Origin of the sequence: Streptomyces sp. NBC_01012, assembly GCF_045162755.1 — a bacterium.
Lineage (GTDB): Bacteria > Actinomycetota > Actinomycetes > Streptomycetales > Streptomycetaceae > Streptomyces.
Genome location: NZ_CP108688.1, coordinates 1201283 through 1223743, shown reverse-complemented (window position 1 = coordinate 1223743; position 22461 = coordinate 1201283). Strand labels below are relative to the sequence as shown.

Here is a 22461-nt window from a genome sequence, read left to right as displayed (position 1 = left end):
GGCACCCGGGCTCGGTGCGTGATGTCCGATCGCATCCTGGCTCCGCGAAATCCGGGCCCCGAACCCATTGTGTGATCTGTGATCACATCCTAGTGTTGCTTTCAGTTCGCCGTGCGACCCTTCCGATCGCGCGCGTCCCCATCCCGCACTCCCCACTCACCAGGCGGCCTGCCGGGCCTGCCGCAAAACAGGGGGCACTCCCATGAAAGACGGCGTCATCGTCGGCGGTGGCATCGCCGGTCTCTCCGCCGCCTGGCGGCTGCGCCACCTCGACACGCTGGTCCTGGAATCGGACCATCGGATCGGAGGCCGTATCCGTTCCGAGAAGCGCGGCCGCTACTTCCTGAACTGGGGCGGCCATGTCTACGCGGGCGGCGATTCCGCCACCTCGTGGCTGCTCGACAGCACCGGCGTCGACGCCGTCCCCGTCCCCGGATCGCTGTCCGGACTGCACATGAACGGCAAGCTGCTGCTCAAGGGCCGGGTGGAGACGTACCCCTTCCGTATCCCGATGTCGCCGTCCGCCCGCATCGGCATGCTGACCACAGGCGCCAAGGTGTTCACGAAGGTCGGCAGGTACGCCCGCATCGTCGGCCGGCGCAAGGGCGAGAGCGAGGCCCAACGCCAGCAGCGTGTCTACGACTTCATGAACGACATCAGCTTCAAGGAGTTCATCGGCGACATCCCCGCCGACGCCCAGGCCCTCTTCGAGCCCACCGTCACCCGCTCCGCCGGTGACATCGACCAGATCTCTGCCGGTGCCGGGGTCGGCTACTTCAGCCTCGTGTGGAACATCGGCGCCGGCCTGTCGAACTCCATCGTGGGCGGCCCCTCCACACTCACCGAATCCATCGCGGCGGCACTCGGCGACAGCGTCCGGCGGGGGGCGACCGTACGCGAAGTGGTACAGAAGAAGGCCTCGGTCGTCGTCCGCTACGAGCAGGACGGCCATGAGTTCGAGGTGGAGGCGCGCACCGCCGTGCTCGCGACCCCGGCGCCGGTCACCCACCGCATCGCCCCCGACCTGGACGCGGATCTGCGCGACGCACTGTCGAAGATCCAGTACGGGCCCTACGTCAGCGCCGCGTTCCTGACGAACGAGACCGGACGCCGTCCCTGGGACGACGCCTACGGCATCGCGACGCCCAAGCGGTCCTTCAACGTCGTGCTCAACATGTCCAACGTCCAGCACGGATACAGCCGCGAGCGGCACCCCGGGTCCTCGCTGATGACGTTCTCGCCGGGCACACTGGCCCGCAACCTCATGGACCTGGACGACGAGGGCATCCGGAACACCTACCTGGAGGATCTCGACCAGGTCCTGCCCGGCGTCGCGTCCGAGGTCGCCGAGTCGCACATCTGGCGGCTCCCGCTGGGCGCCCCCTACTGCTTCCCCGGCCGGGGAAAGCTCCAGCCCGTCCTGACCCGCCGCACCGGCCGCGTCATGCTCGCCGGCGACTACATGGGCTCGCTCTACACCGAGACCGCCATCCAGTCCGGCCTCAACGCCGCGACGGACGTCCGCGGACTGCTCGCCACCGACCGGCAGACCGCCCGCGCGGGCCTCACCGTCGCCTCCTGACCAGCGCGACCACCCCCTGCCCGAACCCCGCCACCCTCGCAAGGAGAAGCAGGCCAACCATGACTCTGCAGAACGGCATCCTGACCGCACTCGCCACCCCCTTCGACGAAGTGGGTGACATCGACGAGAAGTTGCTGCGCGTCCTCGTCGACCGCTCGATCGAAGGCGGCGTGTCCGGCGTCGTCGCCGGCGGCTCCACCGGAGAGTTCGCCGCCATGACCGGTGACGAGCGCCGCTTCCTCGTGGAGACCGTCGTCGACCAGGCCGCGGGCCGTGTCCCGGTCATCGCCCAGACCGGCGCAGTCGCCACCCGCGAGGCCGTCGCCCTCACCCGGCATGCCGAGCAGGCGGGCGCGGACGTCGTGATGGTGGTCGCGCCGTACTACGAGGCGCTGACGGCGGACGAGACCCTGCGCTACCTGCGGACGGTGGCGGACTCCGTCGCCGTGCCGGTCATGCTCTACAACATCCCGGACGCCACCGGCGTCAACCTCGACCCGGACACCGTCGGCGCGCTCGCCCGCGAGGTCGAGAACATCAAGTACATCAAGGACACCAGCGCCGACATGGCGCAGGCCGGGCAGCTGATCCACCGTCACGGCGACGTCATCGACACATTCCTCGGATGGGACAGCCTGCTGCTCGCCTCGGTCGCCGAGGGCGCTGCCGGCGTCATGGCAGGCACCGCCAACGTGATGGCCGCCGACCTCGTCGCCGTCCACCAGGCCCTCACCGCGGGCGACCTGGCGTCGGCCCGCACCCGCTGGAAGCGCGTCTACCCGCTCATGGACACGCTGATGACCGGCGGTCCCTTCATCCAGGGCGTCCGCGCCGCCCTCCAGGAGATCGGCCTGGCCGTCGGCGCGCCGCGCGAGCCGCTGCGCGACATCGAGCCGGAACACCGCGAGCGCATCAGGACCGCGCTCGCAGCACTGCCCCACCTGACCGTCTGAGACCGCGACCGAGGGAAACCCTGCCATGACGTTCACCGTCCACCGTCCCGCAGCCGGTACCGCGCCCCTGATCAGCGCGGACGAACTGCCCCCGCTCGGACACTTCATCGACGGCGGGTTCACCGGGACCGGCGCCGAGACGACCGACGTACTCGACCCGGCCACCGAGGAACTCCTCGCCCGTGTCCCGCTCGGCGGGGTCGGGGACACCGACCGGGCCGTGGCCGCCGCCCGCGCCGCCCACCCGGCCTGGGCCCGCATCACCCCCAAGGAACGCGCCGACGTCCTCATGGCGATCGCGGACCGGGTCGACACCCACGCCGGCCTCCTCGTACGCCTGGAGTCGGCCGACACCGGCAAGCCCTTCGCGGTCTCACGCGACGACATCGCGATGACCGCGGACGGCTTCCGCTTCATGGCGGGCGCCCTGCGCGCCACCGGGAGCAGCCTGGCCTCCGGCGAGTACGTCGCCGACCACACGTCGCTGATGCTGCGCGAGCCGCTCGGTGTGATCGGCGCGGTAACCCCGTGGAACTACCCTCTGCTGATGGGGGCCTGGAAGATCGCGCCCATCCTGGCGGCCGGGAACTGCCTGGTCCTCAAGCCCTCCGAGCAGACCCCGCTGTCCACGCTGAAGTTCGCCGAACTGGTCGCGGACCTGCTCCCGGCGGGCGTCTTCAACGTCGTCACGGGGCGCGGCTCCGTGGTCGGTGACCGGCTCGCCCGCCACCCCGACATCGCCATGATCGCGTTGACCGGTTCCACCGGCAGCGGTCAGGCCGTCGCCCGCGCCGCCGCCGACACCGTCAAGCGCGCCCACCTGGAGCTGGGCGGCAAGGCCCCGTTCGTGGTCTTCGAGGACGCCGGCCTCGAAGCGGCTGCGAAGGCACTGCGTACGGCCGGGTTCTGGAACTCGGGGCAGGAGTGCGGCGCCGCCTGCCGCGTGCTCGTACACGCGTCCGTGGCCGAGGAGTTCACCGCGCACGTCGTGCGCGAGATCGAGCAGATCACGGTCGGCGACCCGCGGGCGGGCGATTCGGTCGAGATCGGTCCGCTGGTCTCCGAACCGCATTACGACCGCGTCCGCGGATACATCGGCCGCGCCATCGCCCACGGCGCGCGACCGGCCGTCGGGGGCGCCGCCGTCGAGGAGGACCTGCCCGGCTACTTCGTCGCCCCGACCGTCCTGGTCGACGTCGCCGAGGGCGCCGAGATCACCCGTGATGAGGTCTTCGGGCCCGTCGTCACCATCGAGACGTTCACCGACGAGGACGAGGCGATCCGCCGCGCCAACGACGTCGATGCGGGCCTCGCCGCCTCCGTATGGACGGAGAGCGCCCGCCGCAGCCACGCCGTCGCGGCCCGCCTCGACGCCGGCACGGTCTGGGTCAACTCCCACCTGGTGCTCGCCAACGAGCTGCCCTGGGGCGGCTTCAAGGGCTCCGGCTACGGCCGCGACCTGTCGGTCTACGCCCTGGAGGACTACTCGCGGACCAAGCACGTCATGCACCACCACGGACGCTGACCCACGACGCGCGCGGCGCACCGTAGGCGACGTACGAGGCGCCGGACGCCGGCTGGCGGAAGACGGGCACGTCTCTCAGATGGCGGCCGTCCGTGCCCAGTTGGGCGTGCGGCCTCCTGAAGGTCACAGGGGGCCGCACGAAGACGGCAGTTCGCAGCACCGGTGCTTCACACTGCCGTGCGTTCCGCTCCGTGAATGAAGACGGAGGTGATGGAAGCGGCGGCGGGCTCCACGCCGAGCTTGGCGTGGAGTGCCTGGCCGAGGGCCCCTTCCAGAAGCGCCATGTAGAGGTCGAGAAGCGTGTCCGTGCTGAGGTCCCTCCGCCACGTGCCATCGGCGGCCCCGCGGGCAAAGAGCGCGATGAGGGGCGCCATGAGTTGCCGGGCTGTCTCGTCGGGCACGTCGGGTTTGCCGTGCAGGCGTATCAGCGCCTGGTACTTGGCCGCCTGGCTCATCGCGATCCTGGTCACCCTCGCCATGCCCTCAGGCACCTCGACGTCGTCCAGGCCGGCGTTCGCGAGCTTGTCGATCAACTCCGCACACGCGTCCTGGGACAGGGTGTCCAGCAGAGCCTCTCGGCTCGGGAAGTAGCGGTACAGCGTGGTTCGGCCCACGCCGGCTGCCGCTGCGACCTCCGCCATGCTGACACTTTCCCCCCGTCGGGCGAGCAGTGCTGCTGCGGCGTCAAGGATTGCGACCGCAACGCGATCACGAAGGTGCACGTTTCTTGTCATCCCTCGAAACGATACGGGCCCACCGGCGCTGGTACATTCATGTCCCACAACGGAACGCATGCATTCTGCCTCTTCGATCCGGCCGTCAAAAAACTCAATCTCTATTGGATTCAGACGGATTCAGACCGGCCCCTGCGAACGGACGGAGCCCGCCTCCACCTCTGCCCGGAGCGCGACACAGACGCCGCCAGCTGGGGGTGAGTGGATGGAGTCGAGTGGCTTGGGGTGGTTCCGTCACTTCTTCGAAAGGCTGAGCAATGACTACGTCGCAACGGGTTGAGCCCGGCCCTCCTGAAGGAAGATCTCGCGACAAGCTCGACAGCAAGGTCCTCCTCGTGGCCGGAGTGGTCGTGCTCGGCGGGATCATGTCGATCCTGGACATCACCGTGGTGTCGGTCGGACTCCAGACGTTCCAGAAGGAGTTCGGGGCGACCTCGGCCCAGGTGGCCTGGACCATGACCGGCTACACGCTGGCGTTGGCGAGTGTCATCCCGCTCACCGGCTGGGCGGCCGACAGGTTCGGAACCAAACGGCTCTACCTGCTCGCGGTCGCGTTGTTCGCGGCCGGTTCGGCGCTGTGTGCAGCCGCCACATCCCTTGAGATGCTGGTCGCGTTCCGAGTCGTCCAAGGCTTGGGCGGCGGCATGCTGATGCCGCTCGGTATGACGATCCTGACCCGCGCCGCCGGGCCCGAAAGAGTCGGCCGGGTCATGGCTGTGCTCGGCATCCCCATGCTGCTCGGCCCGATCTTCGGCCCCATTCTGGGCGGCTGGCTGATCGACATCGCCTCCTGGCACTGGATCTTCCTGATCAACCTGCCCATCGGTGCGATAGCCCTGGCGTACGCGGCGATCGTTCTGCCCAAGGACCATGTCGAGCCGTCCGAGACCTTCGACTGGGTGGGCGTGCTGTTGCTCTCGCCCGGACTGGCGACCTTCCTGTACGGCGTCTCGTCCATCCCGGAGACCGGCACGGTCTGGGCTGCCAAGGTCCTCGTGCCCGCGGTCATCGGTCTGGTCCTCCTCGCCGCGTTCGTTCCCTGGGCGCTGCGGAGCAGCAACATTCACCCGCTGATCGATCTGCGGCTCTTCCAGAATCGGGGCCTGAGCGTCGCCGTGATCGCCATGTCGCTGTTCGCCATGGCGTTCTTCGGCGCGAGTCTGCTGTTCCCGCTCTACTTCCAGCAGGTACGCGGGGAGTCGGCGCTCGACTCCGGAGTGCTCCTCGCTCCGCAGGGCATCGGCGCGATGATCACCATGCCGATCGCCGGGATGCTCGCCGACCGTATCGGCCCCGGCAAGATCGTCATCACCGGCATCGCGGTTATCACCGTCGGCATGGGCATGTTCACCCAGCTCGGCGCCGATACCTCCTATGCATACATCATCACCGCACTCTTCGTGATGGGCCTCGGAATGGGTGCCTCCATGATGCCGATCATGGCGTCGGCGTTGGCCACCCTGAGGGAGCACACGGTGGCCCGCGGTTCGACCCTGATGAACATCGTCCAGCAGGTGGCTGCCTCGATCGGTACCGCTCTCTTCTCGGTGCTCCTCACCAACGGACTCAAGACCGTCACCGCGACCACTCCAGCCGAGGTGCGTTCCCAGATGGGTGACGCGTTTGCCTCGGTATTCCTGGTGGCGACCATCCTCGTCGCCGTGTGTCTCGTTCCCGCCGTGCTGCTCCCTCGCAAGAAGGTCAAGGCCACAGACCCCTCCGCCATGATGGGGCACTGAGTTCACGCCGGCAGCCAGGACACAGGTGCTCACCGCCACCGAGCTCTGCCGCAGGGTGACCGCGGCCGTCTCCGACAAGGAACCGTGCAGGTGAGGGTGACGTCCGCGGGGGTCTTCTGCGGCGCGGCGGTGTAGGGGAGCACGCCGTTGGAGCGTGAGGCGGTAGCGGTCGCCCGCGTCGGTGCCGTCGCGCGGTTCGGTGGCGCCGGAGAGGTAGAAGTTGGAAGTGCCTCTTCTCGAAGGACAGTTGCACCGACGCGGCAGCGGCTGGATCCTGGACCGGCTCGCCGATGGTGACCTCGTCATCACGCCTTGGTGACGGACGCTGCCGCCCGCATGTGGTCCGACCCCGGGTTCGGGCTGGCGGCGGCCTCGCCGCAGGGGCGCGATGACGCGCCGGCGGTGGCACGTACAGCCCTCCGGGTAGTGCATGACGTACACGAGCGCATGGGACGGCCGACCGTCCGTGCCGTGGAGATCCACTCCGCCCCCTCGGTGCCGGCTCCGTCCTCCGTGGAGGCATTGCACCGACCGGTCCGATGCTCGCGGCGGTCCGTGGGCGGACGTTCACCTTCCGGTGGCGGATCCGGTGGCGGATCCGGTGGTGGATCCGGTGGTGGCCGGTGACCCGTCGTTGCTCGACCGGGCGAGGAGCGCGCAGAGCCTTCGCGCCGCGGCGCGTGCCGAGCCCCTCTTCGTGGGCCTGAAGGTCTCCTCCTCGCCCGGCGCCTCGGCGCGGCGCCGCACCGACACCCTGCTGCGCTCCCTGGATCTGCTCAACGCGGCCAAGGCTGCATGTGTGGACCCGGCGGAGGGCTGCTGACTCGGCCCGATGGTGACCGGGTGTCCGTGCGAGTGATCCATGGGCTGCCACTCCGGCTGCCTGGTGGGCACGCGAGTGCGCAACCCTCGGTAAATATCGATCATCTCTTGCGCTATTAGCAAGCGGCGTGCAGAGTTTGAAGTGTCGCATGATGGATCGAGCGAGGCCGTCGTCCGCTGGTCGGGCGGCTGCGCTATCTGCCTTACTCCGTCCGCTCCCGCGAAAGAGCCGCACTGCCCCGATGAGCGATGAGGACGACATGCCCGACCAGTCAATCCGTCACAAGTCGCACCGCCCGCCGATGCCCGGCGCAGCCGAGTGCCCGGCGCCGGTATCGCCACGCAAGCTGCTGCTCGCAGCCGGCGCCGGACACTTCGTCGAGTGGTTCGACCTGGGTATCTACGGCACCTTGTCGACGATCATCGCGTCGAAATTCTTCGCCGACGGGGACCCGGCATCGGCACTGCTGTCCACGTTCGCGATCTTCGCCGCAGGCTTCGCCGTGCGACCGCTGGGTGCCCTCTTCTTCGGCCCTCTTGCCGACAGGATCGGCCGCAAGCGCGTGCTCGCCATCATCGTGCTGGTGACCTCCCTGTCCACCTTCGCCATGGGCATTCTGCCCACGCACGCGGCCGTCGGTGCCGCGGCCCCGCTGATGCTCGTGATCGCGCGTCTCGTCCAGGGATTCGCGGCCGGTGGCGAGACATCGAGCGCGGTCACCCTGCTGTTCGAGTACGCACCCGCAAACCGGCGCGCCTACTTCACCAGCTACAGCGCCGCCATCGGCTTCGTCGCCTTCGTTGTCGGTTCCGGCCTCGCACTCGTCCTCACCGCGGGGCTCGGAGAGGACGCGATGTCCGCATGGGGCTGGCGTCTCCCCTTCCTGCTGGCACTGCCACTCGGTATAGCCGGACTGCTGCTGCGCCTCAGGATGCAGGACACACCGGACTTCCTTGCGATGCAGGAGGCGGGCGAAATCTCCGAGTCGCCCACGCGTGAGACCTTCCGCACCGCCCGGGTCGCCATGCTCGTCCTGTCCGGAATCATGGTCATCAAGGGTGTGGGGCACTGGATGCTCCAGAGCTTCATGGTCAGCTACCTGCAGACCACGATGAACTTCAGCAAGGTCCAGTCGTTCCTCGCAGCCACGATCTGTCTCTCCGTCGTAGCCGTCGCGGTGCCGCTCTTCGGCCTGCTGTCGGACCGCGTCGGCCGCAAGCCACTCCTGGTCGGCGGCACCGCGGGCACGCTCATCGTGGCGTGGCCGGCCCTCCAACTGATGTCGTTCGACAACATGCCACTCGCTGTGCTGGGCATGGTCCTGCTCGGCCTGCCACTCGCCGCATACGACGGCGCCATCAACGCCACGATGGCCGAACTCTTCCCGCCCAGGATCCGCTCCGGTGCCATCGCCATCCCCTACAACGTCTCCGTCACGCTCTTCGGCGGAACCTCCCCCTACGTCGCCACCTGGCTGATCGGCGCCACCGGCTACGACTTCTCCCCGGCCTACTACCTGATGTTCGCCGCGGCCGTGACGCTGATCACCGTGCTGCGATGGGTCAAGGAGACCACAGGGCCCCGGGCCGAGGCCGCTGTCGCGGCCTGACCGCACGAAGGTGCACGGCCGTCGGCAACACCGTGCACCTTTCCCGACCGGCATTCCCCACCCGTTCGAAAGGCCCTCATGCCCCCCGCAGTACCTCCGGGTCCCGACCCGCTCTCCGAAGCCCTGCACAGCCACGGCCTCGTGGCCATCCTCCGTGCACGCGGTCACGGTCCCCTGCTGGACGCGATACGGGTGCTCGTGGAAGCCGGGGTAAGGATCGTCGAGGTCACGATCCCCACCCCGGGCAGCATGGAGGCGGTGGCCGCCGCGGCCAAGGAGTTCGGTTCCGAGGTCCTGATCGGCACAGGCACCGTCCTCACCACGGAGGATGTCTCGCGCACCGCGGACGCGGGCGGACGTTTCGTTGTCTGCCCCCACACCGATCCCGTAGTGATCACCGCGGCCCGAGCGTCCGGGCTGGGCTCGCTGCCCGGCGCCTACACTCCGACCGAAGTGCTCACCGCGTGGCGGTGCGCACCCTCTGCGGTCAAGATCTTCCCGGCCTCCGCCCTCGGACCGCACTATGTCGCCGGCCTCGCCGCACCCCTGCCCGACATCCCCGTAGTGCCCACCGGCGGGATCGGGGTGGACGACATCGCCGCCTACCGCGGGGCCGGCGCCGTCGCCGTCGGAGTGAGTTCCCCTCTGATCGGCGACGCACTGAGCGGCGGTTCCCTGACCGAGCTGCACCACCGCGCACGCCGGTACGTCCTCGCCTCCGGAGACCACACCTCATGACCGCAAGCCGGACAGTCGACCTCACCGTTCTCGGCGAGACCATGGCCACCCTCGTCCCCGACCACGTCGGACCGCTCCGGCACGCCCGCACGCTGGGCATGACAGTGGCCGGTTCGGAATCCACGGTGGCCATCGGAGTGCGCCGCCTGGGTTGCTCGGCGGCGTGGATCGGGCGGGTCGGCGACGACGAACTGGGCCGGCTCGTCATGAGCCGGCTGCGTGGCGAGGACCTCGAAGTACACGCTGTCCTCGACGGGGCCGCTCCCACCGGGCTGATGCTCAAGGAGCAGCCAGTCTCAGGCAGCCGGAGCGTCCACTACTACCGCAGCGGCTCCGCCGGTTCACGGCTTCGTCCCGCCGACCTGCCGGACGGCCTTGTGGAGAGCAGCCGCGCTGTTCATTCCTCCGGGATCACCTCAGCCCTGTCGGCTGAGGCGGCGCGGACCGTCCGATCGGCCCTGAGCAGGGCACGAGCCGCAGGAGCGACCGTGTCCTTCGATCTCAACTACCGTTCGCGGCTGTGGTCGGCGGAGGAAGCCAGGGCGGAACTGCTGCAACTACTGCCCCTCGTCGATGTGCTCTTCGCCAGTGACGACGAAGCATCCCTGCTGACGCAGAGGCCGGCGGCGAGCCCCGAGGAGAACGCGCAGGAGCTGCTGAGCCGGGGGCCGAGCACAGTGGTGGTCACCATGGGCGCGGCAGGCGCCCTGTCCGTCGGCCCGGCGGGCACCACTCGCGCTCCTGCGCTCGCTGTCCGGGCGGTCGATCCGGTGGGCGCGGGTGACTCGTTCGTGGCGGGCTACCTTGCCGCGCTGCTCATGGGCAGCACGGAAGAGGAACGTATGGCTACGGCTGCCGCAGTCGCCGGTGTGTGCGTCGCTACGCACGGGGACTGGGAAGGGCTCCCGGACCGATCGGCACTCGCGTTCGCCCAGGCCCCTGCCGGAACCGTGGCTCGCTGAGTGTCAGGAGGACGGCTGTCGCACGTACACCGATCACACGGCGTGGGCCGCGTTCCCGAAGGACGCGGCCCACGCCGTGTGATCGTGCTGTCGAGCTGTGCCGGCTACTTCTGAGGTTTGGCGGGCGTATGAACGGGCCCCAGATAACCGAGACCGATGCTGATGGCGTCGGCAGCCTCAATGACGATGCTGCCCAGTTCGGCTTCGCGCTTCTCCAGCGCGATCGCCGACAACGCCCCGGACAGGGAGAGGGCCGCCACGACCTGGCCGGTGTGGTCGCGCACCGGCGCGGCGACACACGCCCGGCTCAGTGCGAGTTCCTCCACCTCCGTCGCGTATCCGCGCGCCACAGTTGTCGCGAGGTCCTCCTCCAGCACATGAAGTTCGGTCAGGGTGCGCGTGGTGTAGGCGGTGAACGGCCCCTCGCCCAGCAGTTCCTTGCGCTGTTCCGCGGTCAGGCCGAGGAGCAGGCACTTGCCGATCCCTGTGGCATGCAGGGGATTGCGCTGTCCCATCAGGGAGAACGACTTCTGTGCGAGGTGTCCTTCGACGTTCAGCAGATAGAAGAGATGGTCGCCCCGCAGCACGGCCACGTTCGCCCCGAGGCCCAGCTCCCAGGCCAGGCGCTGAGCCACCGTTCGGGACTGCCGGTATACGGGATCGTTGTTGAGCGCGACCCCGGCCAGGGTGAGCACGGCCGACCCGAGTTCGTAGAGCTGACTCACCGGATCACGGCGCACCAACTGCGCACTCTCCAGAGTGGAGAGGAGCCTGGAGGTGATGGAGAGACCCAGGCCGATTTCCTTCGCGACGTCGGACACGCGCAGCGCTGGGCGCCCCAAGGTGAACGCGTTCAGCACGGCGGAGGCCCGCTCCACACTCTGATTGCCGCCTGTTTCAGAGACCATGACGCAATTCTGGTTGATGCTTGCGATATTAGCAAGTCTCATGCAGTTAGAGGTGTAATCAACTGGCTGGTGCTGCCACCCTCGCAGGATCCGACAAATAACGGTGTTCACTTGCGTTATTAGCAAGAGATGTGCATTATTTATCGCGACGGTAGACGAAGGGCTGGGAAGCGATGCGGATCACCGCTGTCAGGACATACGTAGTGAAGATCCAGGGCCCCGAGGCGTACCTCGGACGGCTGGACGACGGCGAGGAACTCACTGCGGATCGCGGCTACGTCGTTCGGGAGCCCTGGCGCAGCCTCTACTCCGGGCGATTCGAGACGCTGCTGGTGCGAGTCGACACGGACCAGGGGTTCAGCGGCTGGGGGGAGGCCCTCGCGCCGGTGGGTCCGGAGATTCCTCGCGCTGTCGTGGACCGTCTGCTGGCCGGCTGGCTCGTCGGTCGTGATCCTCGAGGAGTGCGCCCTCTGTGGGAGGGCATGCGACAACTCATGCGCGAACGGGGCCACCTGGTGGGCCACCAGGCCGACGCCATGGCCGCGGTCGACATCGCGCTGTGGGATCTGTACGGAAAGATCACCGGCCTTTCGGTCGCCGAACTGCTCGGCGGACCGATGCGTACCACCGTCCCCGCCTACGTCTCCGGCCTGCCCGAGCCCACCGACGAGGCTCGCGCCGCCCTGGCCGCCCGATGGGCCCGAGAGGGAGCGACGATGACCAAGCTCGCCCTCGGCAAGGGCATCGCCGCTGACCTGGCCACCTTTGACGCCGTTGCGGCTGCTGCGCCCTCTCTCGCCATCGCGGTGGACGCCCACTGGGCCTACCGCATCGGCGAAGCCATCGAACTGGGCCGTGAGCTGGACAAGCGCGGAGCTCTGTTCTTCGAGGCGCCGCTGGCACCGGAAGACGTCGAGGGCCACCGCGAACTCGCAGCCCGTCTCTCGACGCCCATCGCCCTCGGCGAAGCACTGCGCAACCGTTACGAGTTCGCCGACTGGCTCGCCAGGCGAGCGGTCCAGCTGGTACAGCCCGACGTTGCGCGCACGGGCATCACCGAGGCTGTCGTCATCGCCGACCTTGCGTCCACACATCACGTCCCGGTCGCCTGCCACCATTCGGTGGGCCTCGGGATCGCCCTGGCGGCCGGCGTCCATGTCTCGGCCGTTGCCACCGACAGTCCGTTCTTCGAGTTCCAGGCGAATGCTCTGCCGGTCGCGCAGTCCATTCTGCGCACCCCGCTGAAGGCCGGTCCCACCGGCTACGAACTGCCGACGGGGCCGGGACTCGGCGTCGACGTCGACGTCGAAAAGATCACCGAACTCTCCGAGGAGCACTGACCATGACACCGGCGCCCACCGGCCTCATCCCCATCCTTGCCACGCCCTTCACGGCCACCGGCGAACTCGACGTGCGGTCACTGTGCTCCCTGGTCGAGTTCCAGCTGCGGGCCGGCGTGGACGGCGTCGCCGTCTTCGGTATGGCCAGCGAGGGCTTCGCACTGACCACCGAAGAGCGAGCCATCATCCTGCGCGAGGTGCGCCGCATCGGCGGCCCGGAACTTCCCGTTGTCGCAGGCGTCAACGGCACCAGTACCGTCACCGCACTGGAACAGGCGCATGCCGCAGCCACAGGTGGTGCGGACCAGCTCATGGTGCTGCCCCCCTTCCTTTCCAAGCCCGCACCCGACCAGATCGGCGAATTCTTCACCGAGGTGGCGGCCGGAGCCGGCATACCGGTCATGGTGCAGGACGCACCGGGTGTCACCGGAGTACCCATCGCCGCGGGGACCATCGCCGAGCTGTCGCATGTCACCGGCATCACCTCCGTAAAGGTGGAGGCCCCTCCCACCGCCACTAAGATCGACTCGCTCCGAGGACTTCTCTCGGCCGACTTTGCCGTGCTCGGCGGGCAGAACGCCCAGGCGCTCATCGAGGAGTACGACAACGGCGCCGTCGGCACCATGCCTGCCTGCGAGTTCACGGATCTTCTTCGCTCCCTCCTCGATGACCTGGCCGCGGGCAGGAGGGCCGAGGCGCGCGCCGCGTTCAACAGGCTTCTCCCGCTCATCCACATCGGTGTCCGGCCCGGCCAGGCGTGGGCCGTGCACAAGGAAGTGCTGGTGCGGAGGGGCGTTATCGCCTCGGCGGCCGTGCGTCTGCCTGCCCGGCCGCTGGACACCGTCACCGAGAAGGAGCTCTCCGAGATCCTCGATGATCTGGCTCTTCCGTCCCGGCCCGGAGCCGGACCCGTGTGATGGACGGAGCGCGGGGCAGCAGGCGTCGCCCTCGGGCGCGCGGCCGGAGCGGACCCGCTCAACCAGTAGCTGCCTACCGAACGGCCGGCAGGGCGTTACGGCGGGACACGAAGACCTCCGTCCATGAGTTCCTGGTCACCTCCACCACACCGGAGGTCTTGACCAGCCCGACCGCTCGTCTGTCCGGCCGGAGCTCGTCGGCAGGGTGAACTACAGAAAGAACCGCCCGGCAGCGCGGCGACTCGCCGCGGTTCGAGCCCGTGCTGAAGAAGGTCCGCGTGCCCCGCCTCGGGGCCGCGTCGGCCGCCCGGGTTCAACGCCGAGGACTACAAGGCTCGGCATGCCGTCGAGTGCGGCATCAACCGCCTCAAAAGGAACCGGGCTGTGGCCACGAGATACGACAAGCTCGCGGGCCGCTACGAGGCCACTGTCCTCGTAGCGGCCGTCAACGAATGGCTGTGACCAGCTCACTCAGGGGCGACGGACGGAAGTCCGTGGAGTCGTGGAGGTTCACGTGTTGATGGCGTGTTCGACGAACTGGCCGCAGGCGCGGAACCCCAGGCGGCGGTACACAGGCTCGCCGTCGGCAGACGCCTGCAGGACCGCGATGTGGTGGTCCCGCTCGCGGGCAGCGTGAAGGGCCGCGAGCGTGATGGCTCCGCCGTAGCCGCGCCGGCGCTGGGCGGCCAGGGTGGAGATGTTGTAGATGCCGGCGACTCTCGCGTGGTGGAACACCTCGGCGGAGCAGACCGGACGGTTCTCCACATAGCCCACCAGGTACCGGGCCGGGCAGGTCGCGGCCAGCGCCTCGGAAGCAGCCCGGGCGAAGAAGTCACGGACGGTTTCGGCGGGTGGATTCCAGTTCGCGGCGAGGACCGTGGCGTAGTCGGCGAGTTGCTCGGGCGTGCTCACCGTTCGGATGTCCAGACCTGGGACAGAAGGAACCGGCAGGGTGACGTCCAGCTCGGCCCACATCGCCGTCTCACGCTCGGACACCGGCAGACCGACCGCGGTCAGGCGGGTGGTGAGGTCTGTCGGTGTCGAGGCAGGTCCGACCCACCAGGAGAAGCCGCGGCCGGTGCCGGCCAGCGACCCGAGAGTCTCGGAGATACGGGCCGCGGCATCGTCGGCGGCGAAGCGGGCCGCTGCGACGATATTGAACGTGTCGTCGTCCAGGCCGCTGTCTGCGACCAGGAGGTCATCGGTCTCCGTGACGGTCGCACCGGACACGCTCCGGTGCAGATGGCAGGCGTGTTCCGCCAGATTCCGCTCCATCCTGTCCGTCAAGTCGGCTTCATCGAGAAAGTAATCATTCATAGGGATTGATCCCAGCACAACCGGACGAGGAGCACATGCCATTTTAGGCGGTGCCACGCCGGTGACCAGCACTTTCGATACGTTCGTCGTGCTTCACTTTCCTGGCCGACAGCGGAGTGCCGGACCACATCCTTGCGCGATGAGCTGGGCACACCGGTATCGCGACGACCGAGCGGTGGTGTGTCAAGCCGGATGTAGAGGATCTTCGTGGAGCCGCCATCACATGGGACGGTCTGCACGGGGCTGCGGAGGAGGGGCAAGCGTGAGCCACGTCTCGTACCTGGTCGAGCGTCTCACCCAGCTGAACGGTGAGCAGGATTGAGGTGGATTCGAAGTCCGGCTGTTGGTTGTGGGCGAGGCCCCGGCGTCGGAGCTGGCATCGTGAGAGGGCCGAGGCCGGCCAGGGCGTCCACCCCGGCGATGTGACATCTCGTGACAGATGAGAGGGTTTTCCGGGTGACTGAGACACCACCGAACACCATGCAATACCGCTTTGACGGGCCAGAAGACGCTCCGGTCCTGGTGATCGGGCCGTCACTGGGTACCACCTGGCACATGTGGGACCGCCAGATACCCGAGCTGTCCCAGCACTGGCGGATCTTCCGGTACGACCTGCCCGGTCACGGCGGAGCCCCCGCGCACCCCGCAGCCGCGGTCACCGACCTCGCCGATCGGCTCCTGGCCACGCTGGACAGCGTCGGCGTCCAGCGCTTCGGATACGTGGGCTGTTCCATCGGCGGCGCCGTCGGTGCGGACCTCGCGCTGCGCCACCCGCACCGGGTCGCGGCCCTGGCGCTCGTCGCGGCGTCGCCGCGCTTCGGCACCGCCGACGAGTTCCGGCAGCGTGGAGTGATCGTCCGCACCAACGGCCTGGAGCCGATCGCCCGGACCTCGCCGGAGCGCTGGTTCACGCCCGGCTTCGCCGCCGCCCAGCCCGCCATCGTCGAGTGGGCCGTCCAGATGGTCCGCACCACCGACCCGGGCTGCTACATCGCCGCCTGCGAGGCCCTGGCCGCCTTCGACATCCGTACGGAGCTGCCCCGTATCGGGGTTCCGACCCTCGTGCTCGTCGGGGCCGAGGACAAGGTCACCGGACCCGCCGAGGCCCGGACCCTGGTGGCCGGCATCCCCGACGCCCGGCTCGCGCTCGTGCCCGGCGCCTCCCACCTGGCCCCGGTCGAGCAGCCCGCAGCCGTCACCGACCTGCTGCTGATGCACTTCTCGACCGCCTGGCAGGACACCCTGGCGTCGATCCCCGTGCCGCCGACGCCGGGGTTCGCCGCACCGTTCGCCCCTGTCGTCCCCGTCGCGGAGATCACCGCCGCTGTCGAGCTGCCCGACGCCTCCGCCACCGGGCGCGACGACCTGTACGAGCGGGGCATGAAGGTCAGACGCGAGGTGCTGGGCGATGCCCATGTGGACGCCGCGAAGGCCACGTCCGACGGCTTCACCGAGGACTTCCAGGAGCTCCTCACCCGCTACGCCTGGGGCGAGATCTGGAGCAGGGAGGGCCTCGACCGCAGGTCCCGCAGCTGTGTCTCCCTCACCGCTGTCGTCGCCTCCGGGCACCTCGGCGGCCTCGCCCAGCACGTCAGGGCGGCCCTGCGCAACGGGCTCACCCCCGTCGAGATCAAGGAGGTGCTGCTCCAGACGGCCGTCTACTGCGGCATCCCGGCGGCAGGCGCGGCGTTCGAGATCGCGCAGTCCGTGATACAGGAGGAAACCACTCCGCCCGCGTAGCAGGATGGAGGGATGAACACTTCGTCTCTCACCCTCACCAAGAAGATCCACTCCTGCGTCCGTCTGGAGCGGGACGGGCAGACGCTCGTCATCGATCCCGGTGGGTTCGCCGAGGAAGACGCCGCGGTCGGTGCCGACGCGATCCTGGTGACCCACGAGCACCCCGACCACTTCGACGAGGGGCGGCTGCGCGCGGCGCTGGAGGCCAACCCCGCCGCGCGGGTGTGGACCCTGCGCAGTGTGGCCGAGCAGCTTCTCGCCGCGTTCCCGGGACGCGTGCACACCGTCGGCCACGGTGACGCGTTCACCGCCGCGGGGTTCGACGTACAGGTGCACGGAGAGCTGCACGCGGTGATCCATCCGGACATCCCGAGGATCACCAACGTCGGGTTCCTCGTCGACGGTTCGGTCTTCCACCCCGGCGACGCCTTCACGGTGCCCGGCCGTCCTGTGGACACGCTGCTGCTGCCGGTCATGGCCCCCTGGAGCAAGATCTCGGAGGTCATCGACTACGTGCGCGAGGTGAAGCCGCGCCGTGCGATCGACGTCCACGACGCCCTGCTCACCGACCTCGCCCGACCGATCTACGACCGGCAGATCGGCGCCCTTGGCGGCGCGGACCACGGCCGGCTGACCCCGGGCGACGAGACCCGTCTCTGACGCCGTTGTCAGTGGGAGCGGTTAGGTTTGCTCCATGCGCATCGCCACCTGGAACGTCAATTCGATCACTGCACGGCTTCCCAGGCTGCTGGCCTGGCTGGAGAGCAGCGGCACCGATGTGCTGTGCCTCCAGGAGACCAAGTGCACGCTGGAGCAGTTCCCCACCGAAGCGCTGCGCGAGGCGGGTTATGAATCCGCGGTCAACGCCACGGGCCGGTGGAACGGCGTCGCGCTGCTCTCCCGTGTGGGCCTCGCGGACGTCGTGACGGGCCTGCCGGGCGGCCCGGAGTACGAGGGCGTGCAGGAGCCGAGAGCGGTCTCGGCGACCTGCGGCCCGGCCCGCGTCTGGTCGGTCTACGTGCCCAACGGCCGCGAGGTCGCCCACGACCACTACGCCTACAAGCTGCGCTGGCTCGAAGCCCTCCAGAAGGCCGTCGCATCCGACGCCGCGGGGGCGCTGCCGTTCGCGGTCCTCGGCGACTTCAACATCGCGCCGGCGGACGAGGACGTCTGGGACCCGTCGCTCTTCGAGGGCGCCACACATGTCACCCCCGCGGAGCGTGCCGCGCTCGCCACACTGCGCGAGGAGGGCCTTTCGGACGTGGTGCCGCGCCCCCTCAAGTACGACCACCCGTACACCTACTGGGACTACCGCCAGCTCAGCTTCCCGAAGAACAAGGGCATGCGCATCGACCTCGTCTACGGCAACGCCCCCTTCGCGGCGGCCGTCAAGGACAGCTACGTCGACCGCGAGGAGCGCAAGGGCAAGGGTGCCTCCGATCACGCCCCGGTGGTCGTGGATCTCGACGTCTGAGCCCCCCGCACGAGGGGACGTCCGGACGTCCGTGACTCGGCACGGGCGAGACTCGGCACGCGCGATGTCAACTCAAGGTTGACACCCTCTGGGTGTCAACCTAGGGTTGCCTCATGACGAAGCCGCTACGCGCCGATCCGCCCATCCGTCTCGACGACCTCATCGACGCGATCAAGAAGGCCCATCCCGACGCCCTTGAACAGCTCGCCGGAGCCGTGGTCGCCGCGGACCACCTGGGCGAGATCTCCGACCACCTCATCGGCCACTTCGTGGACCAGGCGCGCCGCTCGGGCGCGTCATGGACGGACATCGGGCGGAGCATGGGGGTCACCCGGCAGGCCGCCCAGAAGAGGTTCGTGCCGAAGAAGCCCGACGAGACCTCGGACCTGGACCCGAGCCAGGGCTTCGGCCGATTCGACGAGCAGGCCAGGAACGTCGTCATGGCCGCGAACAACGAGGCGCACGCCGCGCGGAACGACGAGATCGGCACGGGCCATCTGATCCTCGGCCTGCTGGCGGAGCCGGATGCCCTCGGCGCCCAGGTCCTCTCCGGGCAGGGCATCTCGCCCGAGGCGGTCAGGGAGGCGGTGGCCCTCTCGCTGCCCGACGCGGTGGACGAGGTCCCCGAGCTGATCCCGTACGACGCCGGGGCCCGCAAGGTCTTGGAGCTCACCTTCCGGGAGGCGCTGCGCCTCGGGCACGATCACGTCGGGGCCGGTCACATCGTGCTGGCCCTGCTGGAGTTCGAAGGGGGTACGGGTGTGCTCTCGGGGCTGAGCGTCGACAAGGACGTGGCGTCCTCCGACGTCGCAGCCGCTGTGGCGGCCGATGCTGCGTCCGGCGAGCCGGGTCCAGGCACCGAGGGCTGAGACGGTGGCGGCCGGGCGTCTCGAAACGCGTCCGGCCGCCGGAGTGCGCGAAAACCCCTCGGTGCACCGAAAACCCCTCGGTGCACCGAGAGCCCCTCAGTGCACCGAGAACCCGCCGTCGACGAACAGCGACTGCCCCGTGACGTAGGAGGACGCGGCGCTCGCCAGGAACACCGCCGCACCGGCGAAGTCCTCGGCCAGGCCGTTGCGTCCGACCATCGTGCGCGCGGCCAGTGCCGCGACCCGCTCCGGGTCGGACGACAGCCGCTCGTTGAGCGGCGTCATCACGAAGCCGGGCACCAGCGTGTTGCAGGTGACCCCGGACGGTGACCAGGCCTCGGCCTGCGAGCGGGCCAGCGATTCGAGAGCGCCCTTGGAGACCCCGTACGCACCGCTCTGCACGAACGCCCGGTGTGCCTGCTGGGACGTGATGTGGATGATCCGGCCGAAGCCCCGTTCGGCCATGCCGGGGCCGAAGCGGCGGCCCAGCAGATAGGGGGCCTTGAGGTTCACCGTCATCGTGGTGTCCCAGACCTCCTCGTCGAGCTCGCTCATCGGCGGACGCAGGTTGACGCCCGCGCAGTTGACGAGGATGTCCGGCTCACCGAAGGCTGCCGCCGCTTCGTCGCCCGCCCTGCGCACACCGTCGGCCGACCCCAGATCGGCGCTCACCCAGGCCGACCGGCAGCCCTCCGCGTCGAGTTCGCCGACGGTACGCACCAGCTCCGGCTCCCTGCGTGCCACGACCACCACGCTCGCTCCGGCGCGAGCGAGCGCCCCGGCGATGGCCCGGCCGATCCCGGAGCTCCCGCCGGTCACCACGGCGACCCGGCCGTCCAGCGAGAAGAGTTCGGAGAGATAGTTCTGCGACGTCATCCCCGTACCCTAGGGAAGAGGACGGTGGCCGCACCGGGGCGGGGCGGGGAACCGACGCGGTCGCGCGCCCTGCGATGCGGATGCCCTCCGGGATGGGACCCTGGAGGTATGAAGATTCGCTTCCTGGACAACTGGCGTAAACGTCAAGGCGGTACCAGGGGGGCGGCTCTCGCAGCCGCCGTCAGGACCGACCCGGAGGGCGTGGCCGAGCTGTTCGCGGAATGCGAGTTGCTGCGCGCCCGCGCGGCGCAGTGCGGCCTCGAACTCGACGACAGCCCGGCCTCGTTGTCCGCGCTCGATCAACTGCCGCCCATCTGGCGTGACGACCCGGAGGAGCTGCCCTGGGTGGGCAACGACGCGGGCCTCTACCTCGGCACCGTACTGGTGCGGACCGTGCCCGCTGCCGTCTGGGACATCCTGGCGGGCGGAAAGCCCGTGGTGCGGCTGGGATCCGGACGTGAGATCGATGTGGTCTCCGCCGGTCTGGACTGGGCGATGTCGGGCAGCCCCGAGCTCTCCGAGATGTACGCGGAGTCGGCGGAGAGCGGTCCCGAGGCCAAAACGCGATAAACAGCCTTATGCGCCGTCGGTGCGTGTCGGCTCCGAAGCGCGTGTCCACCCCGGATAGTTTGCGCTGACCTCGACACAAGCGATAAGTGGGTAGGGCAGCGTATGGCCGTCGATCCGTTGATCGAGCTGCGGGACGTCAACAAGTACTTCGGGAAGTTGCATGTCCTGCAGAACATCAATCTCACCGTCGGCCGCGGGGAGGTGGTGGTGGTCATCGGCCCCTCCGGGTCGGGTAAATCAACGCTCTGCCGAACCATCAACAGACTTGAGACGATCGAGTCAGGTCGCATCGCGATCGACGGCAAGCCGCTCCCCGAAGAGGGGAAGGGGCTCGCGGAACTCCGGGCCGAAGTGGGCATGGTCTTCCAGTCGTTCAACCTGTTCGCCCACAAGACCGTGCTGGCGAACGTCTCGCTCGCCCAGCTGAAGGTCCGCAAGCGCAGGAAGGACGAGGCCGACCGGCGGTCCCGGGAACTCCTGGAGCGGGTCGGGCTCGCCTCGCAGGCGGACAAGCTGCCCGCCCAGCTCTCCGGCGGCCAGCAGCAGCGCGTCGCCATCGCCCGCGCCCTCGCCATGGACCCCAAGGCGCTGCTCTTCGACGAGCCGACCTCCGCACTGGACCCGGAGATGATCAACGAGGTCCTGGAGGTCATGCAGCAACTCGCCCGTGAGGGCATGACCATGGTCGTCGTCACGCATGAGATGGGCTTCGCCCGGTCCGCAGCCAACCGCGTGGTCTTCATGTCCGACGGATGCATCATCGAGGACCGCACTCCGGAGGACTTCTTCACCTCCCCGGAGAGCGACCGCGCCAAGGACTTCCTGTCCAAGATCCTCAAGCACTGACAGGAGGCACCGTGTTGCGTACGAGGAACACCGCGGCCGCGCTGGTCTGCCTCCTGATCGCCGTGCTCAGTGCGGGCTGCGGCAGGGAGGGCAGTCCGCCGGTCAAGGGGCCCAAGGCAGGGGCGCTGCCCACGTACAAGGTCGACACCGGATTCCGGCTGCCGAAGTCGAAGACGTGGACGAAGGCGAAGAAGCGCGGCTATCTGGTCGTGGGCGCCAAGGAGGATCAGCCCTACCTCGGCGAGAAGGACCCGGCCACCGGGGTCTACTACGGCTTCGACATGGAGATCGCCCGCATGCTGGCCGCCTCGATCGGCTTCGAACCGGGCAAGATCCGCTTCCGCACCATCGCCTCGGCCAACCGCGAGACGGCCCTGCAGAACGGGCAGATCGACTACTACGTCGGCACCTACACGATCAACGACATGCGCAAGAAGCTCGTCGGGTTCGCCGGGCCGTACTACATGGCGGGCCAGGGACTGCTGGTGCGTACCGACGAGAACGACATCCACGGCCCCCAGGACCTGGCGGGCAAGACCGTCTGCTCGGCCGCCGGGTCCACGCCGTACCAGCGCATCGCCGCCGACTACCCCAAGGCGGACCTCGTCGCGTACGACACCTACTCGATCTGCGTCGACAACCTGCTGACCTTCCAGGTCGACGCCGTCACCACGGACGACGCCATCCTGCTGGGCTTCGCGGCCAAGGCGCCGGACGAGATGAAGGTGGTCGGCAAGCCGTTCTCCGAGGAGCCGTACGGCATCGGGGTCCCGCGCAGCGACAACGCGCTGCGCGCCGCGCTCAACGACGCGCTGGAGGCCAACGAGAAGAACGGCAACTGGAAGAAGGCGTACGAAGCGACGCTGGGCCTCTCCGGGGCGCCCGCGCCGAAACCGCCGCCCATCGACCGCTACCCGGCGAACTGAGGGGCCGGCCACC

Annotated in this window: 22 protein-coding genes and 1 pseudogene; 19 read left to right on the top strand and 4 right to left on the bottom strand. The window is 68.9% G+C overall.

Translation table 11 applies throughout. The features are described 5' to 3' along the window. Positions 1–202 precede the first annotated feature (202 nt). The 3 genes from OG623_RS05240 to OG623_RS05230 are packed head-to-tail and all read left to right on the top strand — an operon-like array spanning position 203 to position 4060. The gene (locus OG623_RS05240) at positions 203–1582 is read left to right on the top strand and encodes a flavin monoamine oxidase family protein (RefSeq protein WP_406144692.1); all 1380 of its coding nucleotides are present in this window, start codon (positions 203–205) and stop codon (positions 1580–1582) included. Positions 1583–1641: 59 nt separating this feature from the next. Then, a complete protein-coding gene (gene dapA, locus OG623_RS05235; protein ID WP_406144691.1) occupies positions 1642–2535 on the top strand; it encodes a 4-hydroxy-tetrahydrodipicolinate synthase in 894 nt (297 codons plus the stop codon). Positions 2536–2560: 25 nt separating this feature from the next. Further along, complete coding sequence (locus tag OG623_RS05230) at positions 2561–4060, top strand: aldehyde dehydrogenase family protein (RefSeq protein WP_406144690.1); 1500 nt, start codon at positions 2561–2563, stop codon at positions 4058–4060. A gap of 167 nt (positions 4061–4227) precedes the next feature. Here OG623_RS05230 and OG623_RS05225 read toward each other — a convergent pair whose 3' ends face one another. Further along, positions 4228–4794 carry a TetR/AcrR family transcriptional regulator gene (locus OG623_RS05225; protein ID WP_406144689.1) on the bottom strand — a complete coding sequence of 189 codons (567 nt, stop codon included), beginning with the start codon at positions 4792–4794 and terminating at the stop codon, positions 4228–4230. A gap of 335 nt (positions 4795–5129) precedes the next feature. On the opposite strand from OG623_RS05225, the gene OG623_RS05220 reads away from it, so the two are divergent. The 6 genes from OG623_RS05220 (at position 5130) to OG623_RS05195 (ending at position 10665) form a co-directional block, all read left to right on the top strand. Then, entirely contained in the window at positions 5130–6533 is a 1404-nt protein-coding gene (locus tag OG623_RS05220; RefSeq protein ID WP_406144688.1) for a DHA2 family efflux MFS transporter permease subunit, read from the top strand. A 336-nt stretch (positions 6534–6869) separates the two neighbouring features. Further along, entirely contained in the window at positions 6870–7160 is a 291-nt protein-coding gene (locus OG623_RS05215) for a DUF4862 family protein (RefSeq protein WP_406151686.1), read from the top strand. Continuing rightward, on the top strand, positions 7123–7356 hold the full coding sequence (locus OG623_RS05210; RefSeq protein WP_406144686.1) for a hypothetical protein: 234 nt from the start codon (positions 7123–7125) through the stop codon (positions 7354–7356). The genes OG623_RS05215 and OG623_RS05210 overlap by 38 nt, the downstream gene beginning before the upstream one ends. A gap of 259 nt (positions 7357–7615) precedes the next feature. After that, positions 7616–8965: an MFS transporter gene (locus OG623_RS05205; RefSeq protein WP_406144684.1), complete on the top strand. Its 1350-nt coding sequence runs from the start codon at positions 7616–7618 to the stop codon at positions 8963–8965. 78 nt (positions 8966–9043) lie between these two features. Beyond that, the gene (locus OG623_RS05200) at positions 9044–9703 is read left to right on the top strand and encodes a bifunctional 4-hydroxy-2-oxoglutarate aldolase/2-dehydro-3-deoxy-phosphogluconate aldolase (RefSeq protein ID WP_406144682.1); all 660 of its coding nucleotides are present in this window, start codon (positions 9044–9046) and stop codon (positions 9701–9703) included. Next, positions 9700–10665 (top strand): sugar kinase, encoded by a 966-nt coding sequence (locus OG623_RS05195; RefSeq protein ID WP_406144681.1) that lies wholly within the window; start codon positions 9700–9702, stop codon positions 10663–10665. Before OG623_RS05200 ends, OG623_RS05195 begins: the two co-directional genes overlap by 4 nt. Positions 10666–10769: 104 nt before the next feature. Here the strand turns inward: OG623_RS05195 and OG623_RS05190 are convergent, their stop codons facing one another. Next, positions 10770–11573: an IclR family transcriptional regulator gene (locus tag OG623_RS05190; protein ID WP_406144679.1), complete on the bottom strand. Its 804-nt coding sequence runs from the start codon at positions 11571–11573 to the stop codon at positions 10770–10772. 203 nt (positions 11574–11776) lie between these two features. Here OG623_RS05190 and OG623_RS05185 point away from each other — a divergent pair, with 203 nt between their 5' ends. The 3 genes and pseudogenes from OG623_RS05185 to OG623_RS05175 form a co-directional block, all read left to right on the top strand. Continuing rightward, a complete protein-coding gene (locus OG623_RS05185; protein WP_406144677.1) occupies positions 11777–12913 on the top strand; it encodes a mandelate racemase/muconate lactonizing enzyme family protein in 1137 nt (378 codons plus the stop codon). Between the two features lie 2 nt (positions 12914–12915). Then, entirely contained in the window at positions 12916–13830 is a 915-nt protein-coding gene (locus OG623_RS05180) for a dihydrodipicolinate synthase family protein (RefSeq protein ID WP_406144675.1), read from the top strand. A 300-nt stretch (positions 13831–14130) separates the two neighbouring features. Beyond that, positions 14131–14292: pseudogene (locus OG623_RS05175) on the top strand (IS5/IS1182 family transposase); the annotation flags it as partial. 48 nt (positions 14293–14340) lie between these two features. Here OG623_RS05175 and OG623_RS05170 read toward each other — a convergent pair. Next, positions 14341–15105: a GNAT family N-acetyltransferase gene (locus tag OG623_RS05170; RefSeq protein ID WP_406151684.1), complete on the bottom strand. Its 765-nt coding sequence runs from the start codon at positions 15103–15105 to the stop codon at positions 14341–14343. A gap of 522 nt (positions 15106–15627) precedes the next feature. On the opposite strand from OG623_RS05170, the gene OG623_RS05165 reads away from it, so the two are divergent. From OG623_RS05165 to OG623_RS05150, 4 genes are all read left to right on the top strand, one after another. Continuing rightward, positions 15628–16887, top strand: a complete 1260-nt coding sequence (locus OG623_RS05165) for an alpha/beta fold hydrolase (RefSeq protein ID WP_406144673.1) — start codon at positions 15628–15630, stop codon at positions 16885–16887. A gap of 12 nt (positions 16888–16899) precedes the next feature. Then, complete coding sequence (locus tag OG623_RS05160; protein WP_406144671.1) at positions 16900–17547, top strand: MBL fold metallo-hydrolase; 648 nt, start codon at positions 16900–16902, stop codon at positions 17545–17547. Positions 17548–17581: 34 nt separating this feature from the next. Further along, positions 17582–18361, top strand: coding sequence for an exodeoxyribonuclease III (locus OG623_RS05155; protein WP_406144669.1), 780 nt, complete (start codon positions 17582–17584; stop codon positions 18359–18361). 113 nt (positions 18362–18474) lie between these two features. Further along, positions 18475–19230, top strand: coding sequence for a Clp protease N-terminal domain-containing protein (locus OG623_RS05150; protein WP_406144667.1), 756 nt, complete (start codon positions 18475–18477; stop codon positions 19228–19230). A 96-nt stretch (positions 19231–19326) separates the two neighbouring features. Here OG623_RS05150 and OG623_RS05145 read toward each other — a convergent pair whose 3' ends face one another. Then, a complete protein-coding gene (locus tag OG623_RS05145; protein WP_406144665.1) occupies positions 19327–20106 on the bottom strand; it encodes an SDR family NAD(P)-dependent oxidoreductase in 780 nt (259 codons plus the stop codon). Positions 20107–20214: 108 nt separating this feature from the next. Here OG623_RS05145 and OG623_RS05140 point away from each other — a divergent pair, with 108 nt between their 5' ends. The 3 genes from OG623_RS05140 (at position 20215) to OG623_RS05130 (ending at position 22448) form a co-directional block, all read left to right on the top strand. Further along, positions 20215–20676 (top strand): DUF6278 family protein, encoded by a 462-nt coding sequence (locus OG623_RS05140; RefSeq protein ID WP_406144664.1) that lies wholly within the window; start codon positions 20215–20217, stop codon positions 20674–20676. A 102-nt stretch (positions 20677–20778) separates the two neighbouring features. Beyond that, complete coding sequence (locus OG623_RS05135) at positions 20779–21522, top strand: amino acid ABC transporter ATP-binding protein (protein WP_406144662.1); 744 nt, start codon at positions 20779–20781, stop codon at positions 21520–21522. Positions 21523–21533: 11 nt separating this feature from the next. Beyond that, entirely contained in the window at positions 21534–22448 is a 915-nt protein-coding gene (locus OG623_RS05130) for a glutamate ABC transporter substrate-binding protein (RefSeq protein WP_406144660.1), read from the top strand. Positions 22449–22461: the final 13 nt, after the last annotated feature.

What these genes read in the sequence shown, in the direction of transcription:
- OG623_RS05165 (WP_406144673.1), top strand. Translation starts at nt 15,628, where the DNA reads ATGCAATACCGCTTTGACGGGCCAGAAGACGCTCCGGTCCTGGTGATC.
- OG623_RS05230 (WP_406144690.1), top strand. Translation starts at nt 2,561, where the DNA reads ATGACGTTCACCGTCCACCGTCCCGCAGCCGGTACCGCGCCCCTGATC.
- OG623_RS05135 (WP_406144662.1), top strand. Translation starts at nt 20,779, where the DNA reads ATGGCCGTCGATCCGTTGATCGAGCTGCGGGACGTCAACAAGTACTTC.
- OG623_RS05155 (WP_406144669.1), top strand. Translation starts at nt 17,582, where the DNA reads ATGCGCATCGCCACCTGGAACGTCAATTCGATCACTGCACGGCTTCCC.
- OG623_RS05200 (WP_406144682.1), top strand. Translation starts at nt 9,044, where the DNA reads ATGCCCCCCGCAGTACCTCCGGGTCCCGACCCGCTCTCCGAAGCCCTG.
- OG623_RS05240 (WP_406144692.1), top strand. Translation starts at nt 203, where the DNA reads ATGAAAGACGGCGTCATCGTCGGCGGTGGCATCGCCGGTCTCTCCGCC.
- OG623_RS05205 (WP_406144684.1), top strand. Translation starts at nt 7,616, where the DNA reads ATGCCCGACCAGTCAATCCGTCACAAGTCGCACCGCCCGCCGATGCCC.
- OG623_RS05145 (WP_406144665.1), bottom strand. Translation starts at nt 20,106, where the DNA reads ATGACGTCGCAGAACTATCTCTCCGAACTCTTCTCGCTGGACGGCCGG.
- OG623_RS05140 (WP_406144664.1), top strand. Translation starts at nt 20,215, where the DNA reads ATGAAGATTCGCTTCCTGGACAACTGGCGTAAACGTCAAGGCGGTACC.
- dapA (WP_406144691.1), top strand. Translation starts at nt 1,642, where the DNA reads ATGACTCTGCAGAACGGCATCCTGACCGCACTCGCCACCCCCTTCGAC.
- OG623_RS05160 (WP_406144671.1), top strand. Translation starts at nt 16,900, where the DNA reads ATGAACACTTCGTCTCTCACCCTCACCAAGAAGATCCACTCCTGCGTC.
- OG623_RS05225 (WP_406144689.1), bottom strand. Translation starts at nt 4,794, where the DNA reads ATGACAAGAAACGTGCACCTTCGTGATCGCGTTGCGGTCGCAATCCTT.
- OG623_RS05190 (WP_406144679.1), bottom strand. Translation starts at nt 11,573, where the DNA reads ATGGTCTCTGAAACAGGCGGCAATCAGAGTGTGGAGCGGGCCTCCGCC.
- OG623_RS05215 (WP_406151686.1), top strand. Translation starts at nt 6,870, where the DNA reads ATGTGGTCCGACCCCGGGTTCGGGCTGGCGGCGGCCTCGCCGCAGGGG.
- OG623_RS05180 (WP_406144675.1), top strand. Translation starts at nt 12,916, where the DNA reads ATGACACCGGCGCCCACCGGCCTCATCCCCATCCTTGCCACGCCCTTC.
- OG623_RS05170 (WP_406151684.1), bottom strand. Translation starts at nt 15,105, where the DNA reads ATGGAGCGGAATCTGGCGGAACACGCCTGCCATCTGCACCGGAGCGTG.
- OG623_RS05150 (WP_406144667.1), top strand. Translation starts at nt 18,475, where the DNA reads ATGACGAAGCCGCTACGCGCCGATCCGCCCATCCGTCTCGACGACCTC.
- OG623_RS05195 (WP_406144681.1), top strand. Translation starts at nt 9,700, where the DNA reads ATGACCGCAAGCCGGACAGTCGACCTCACCGTTCTCGGCGAGACCATG.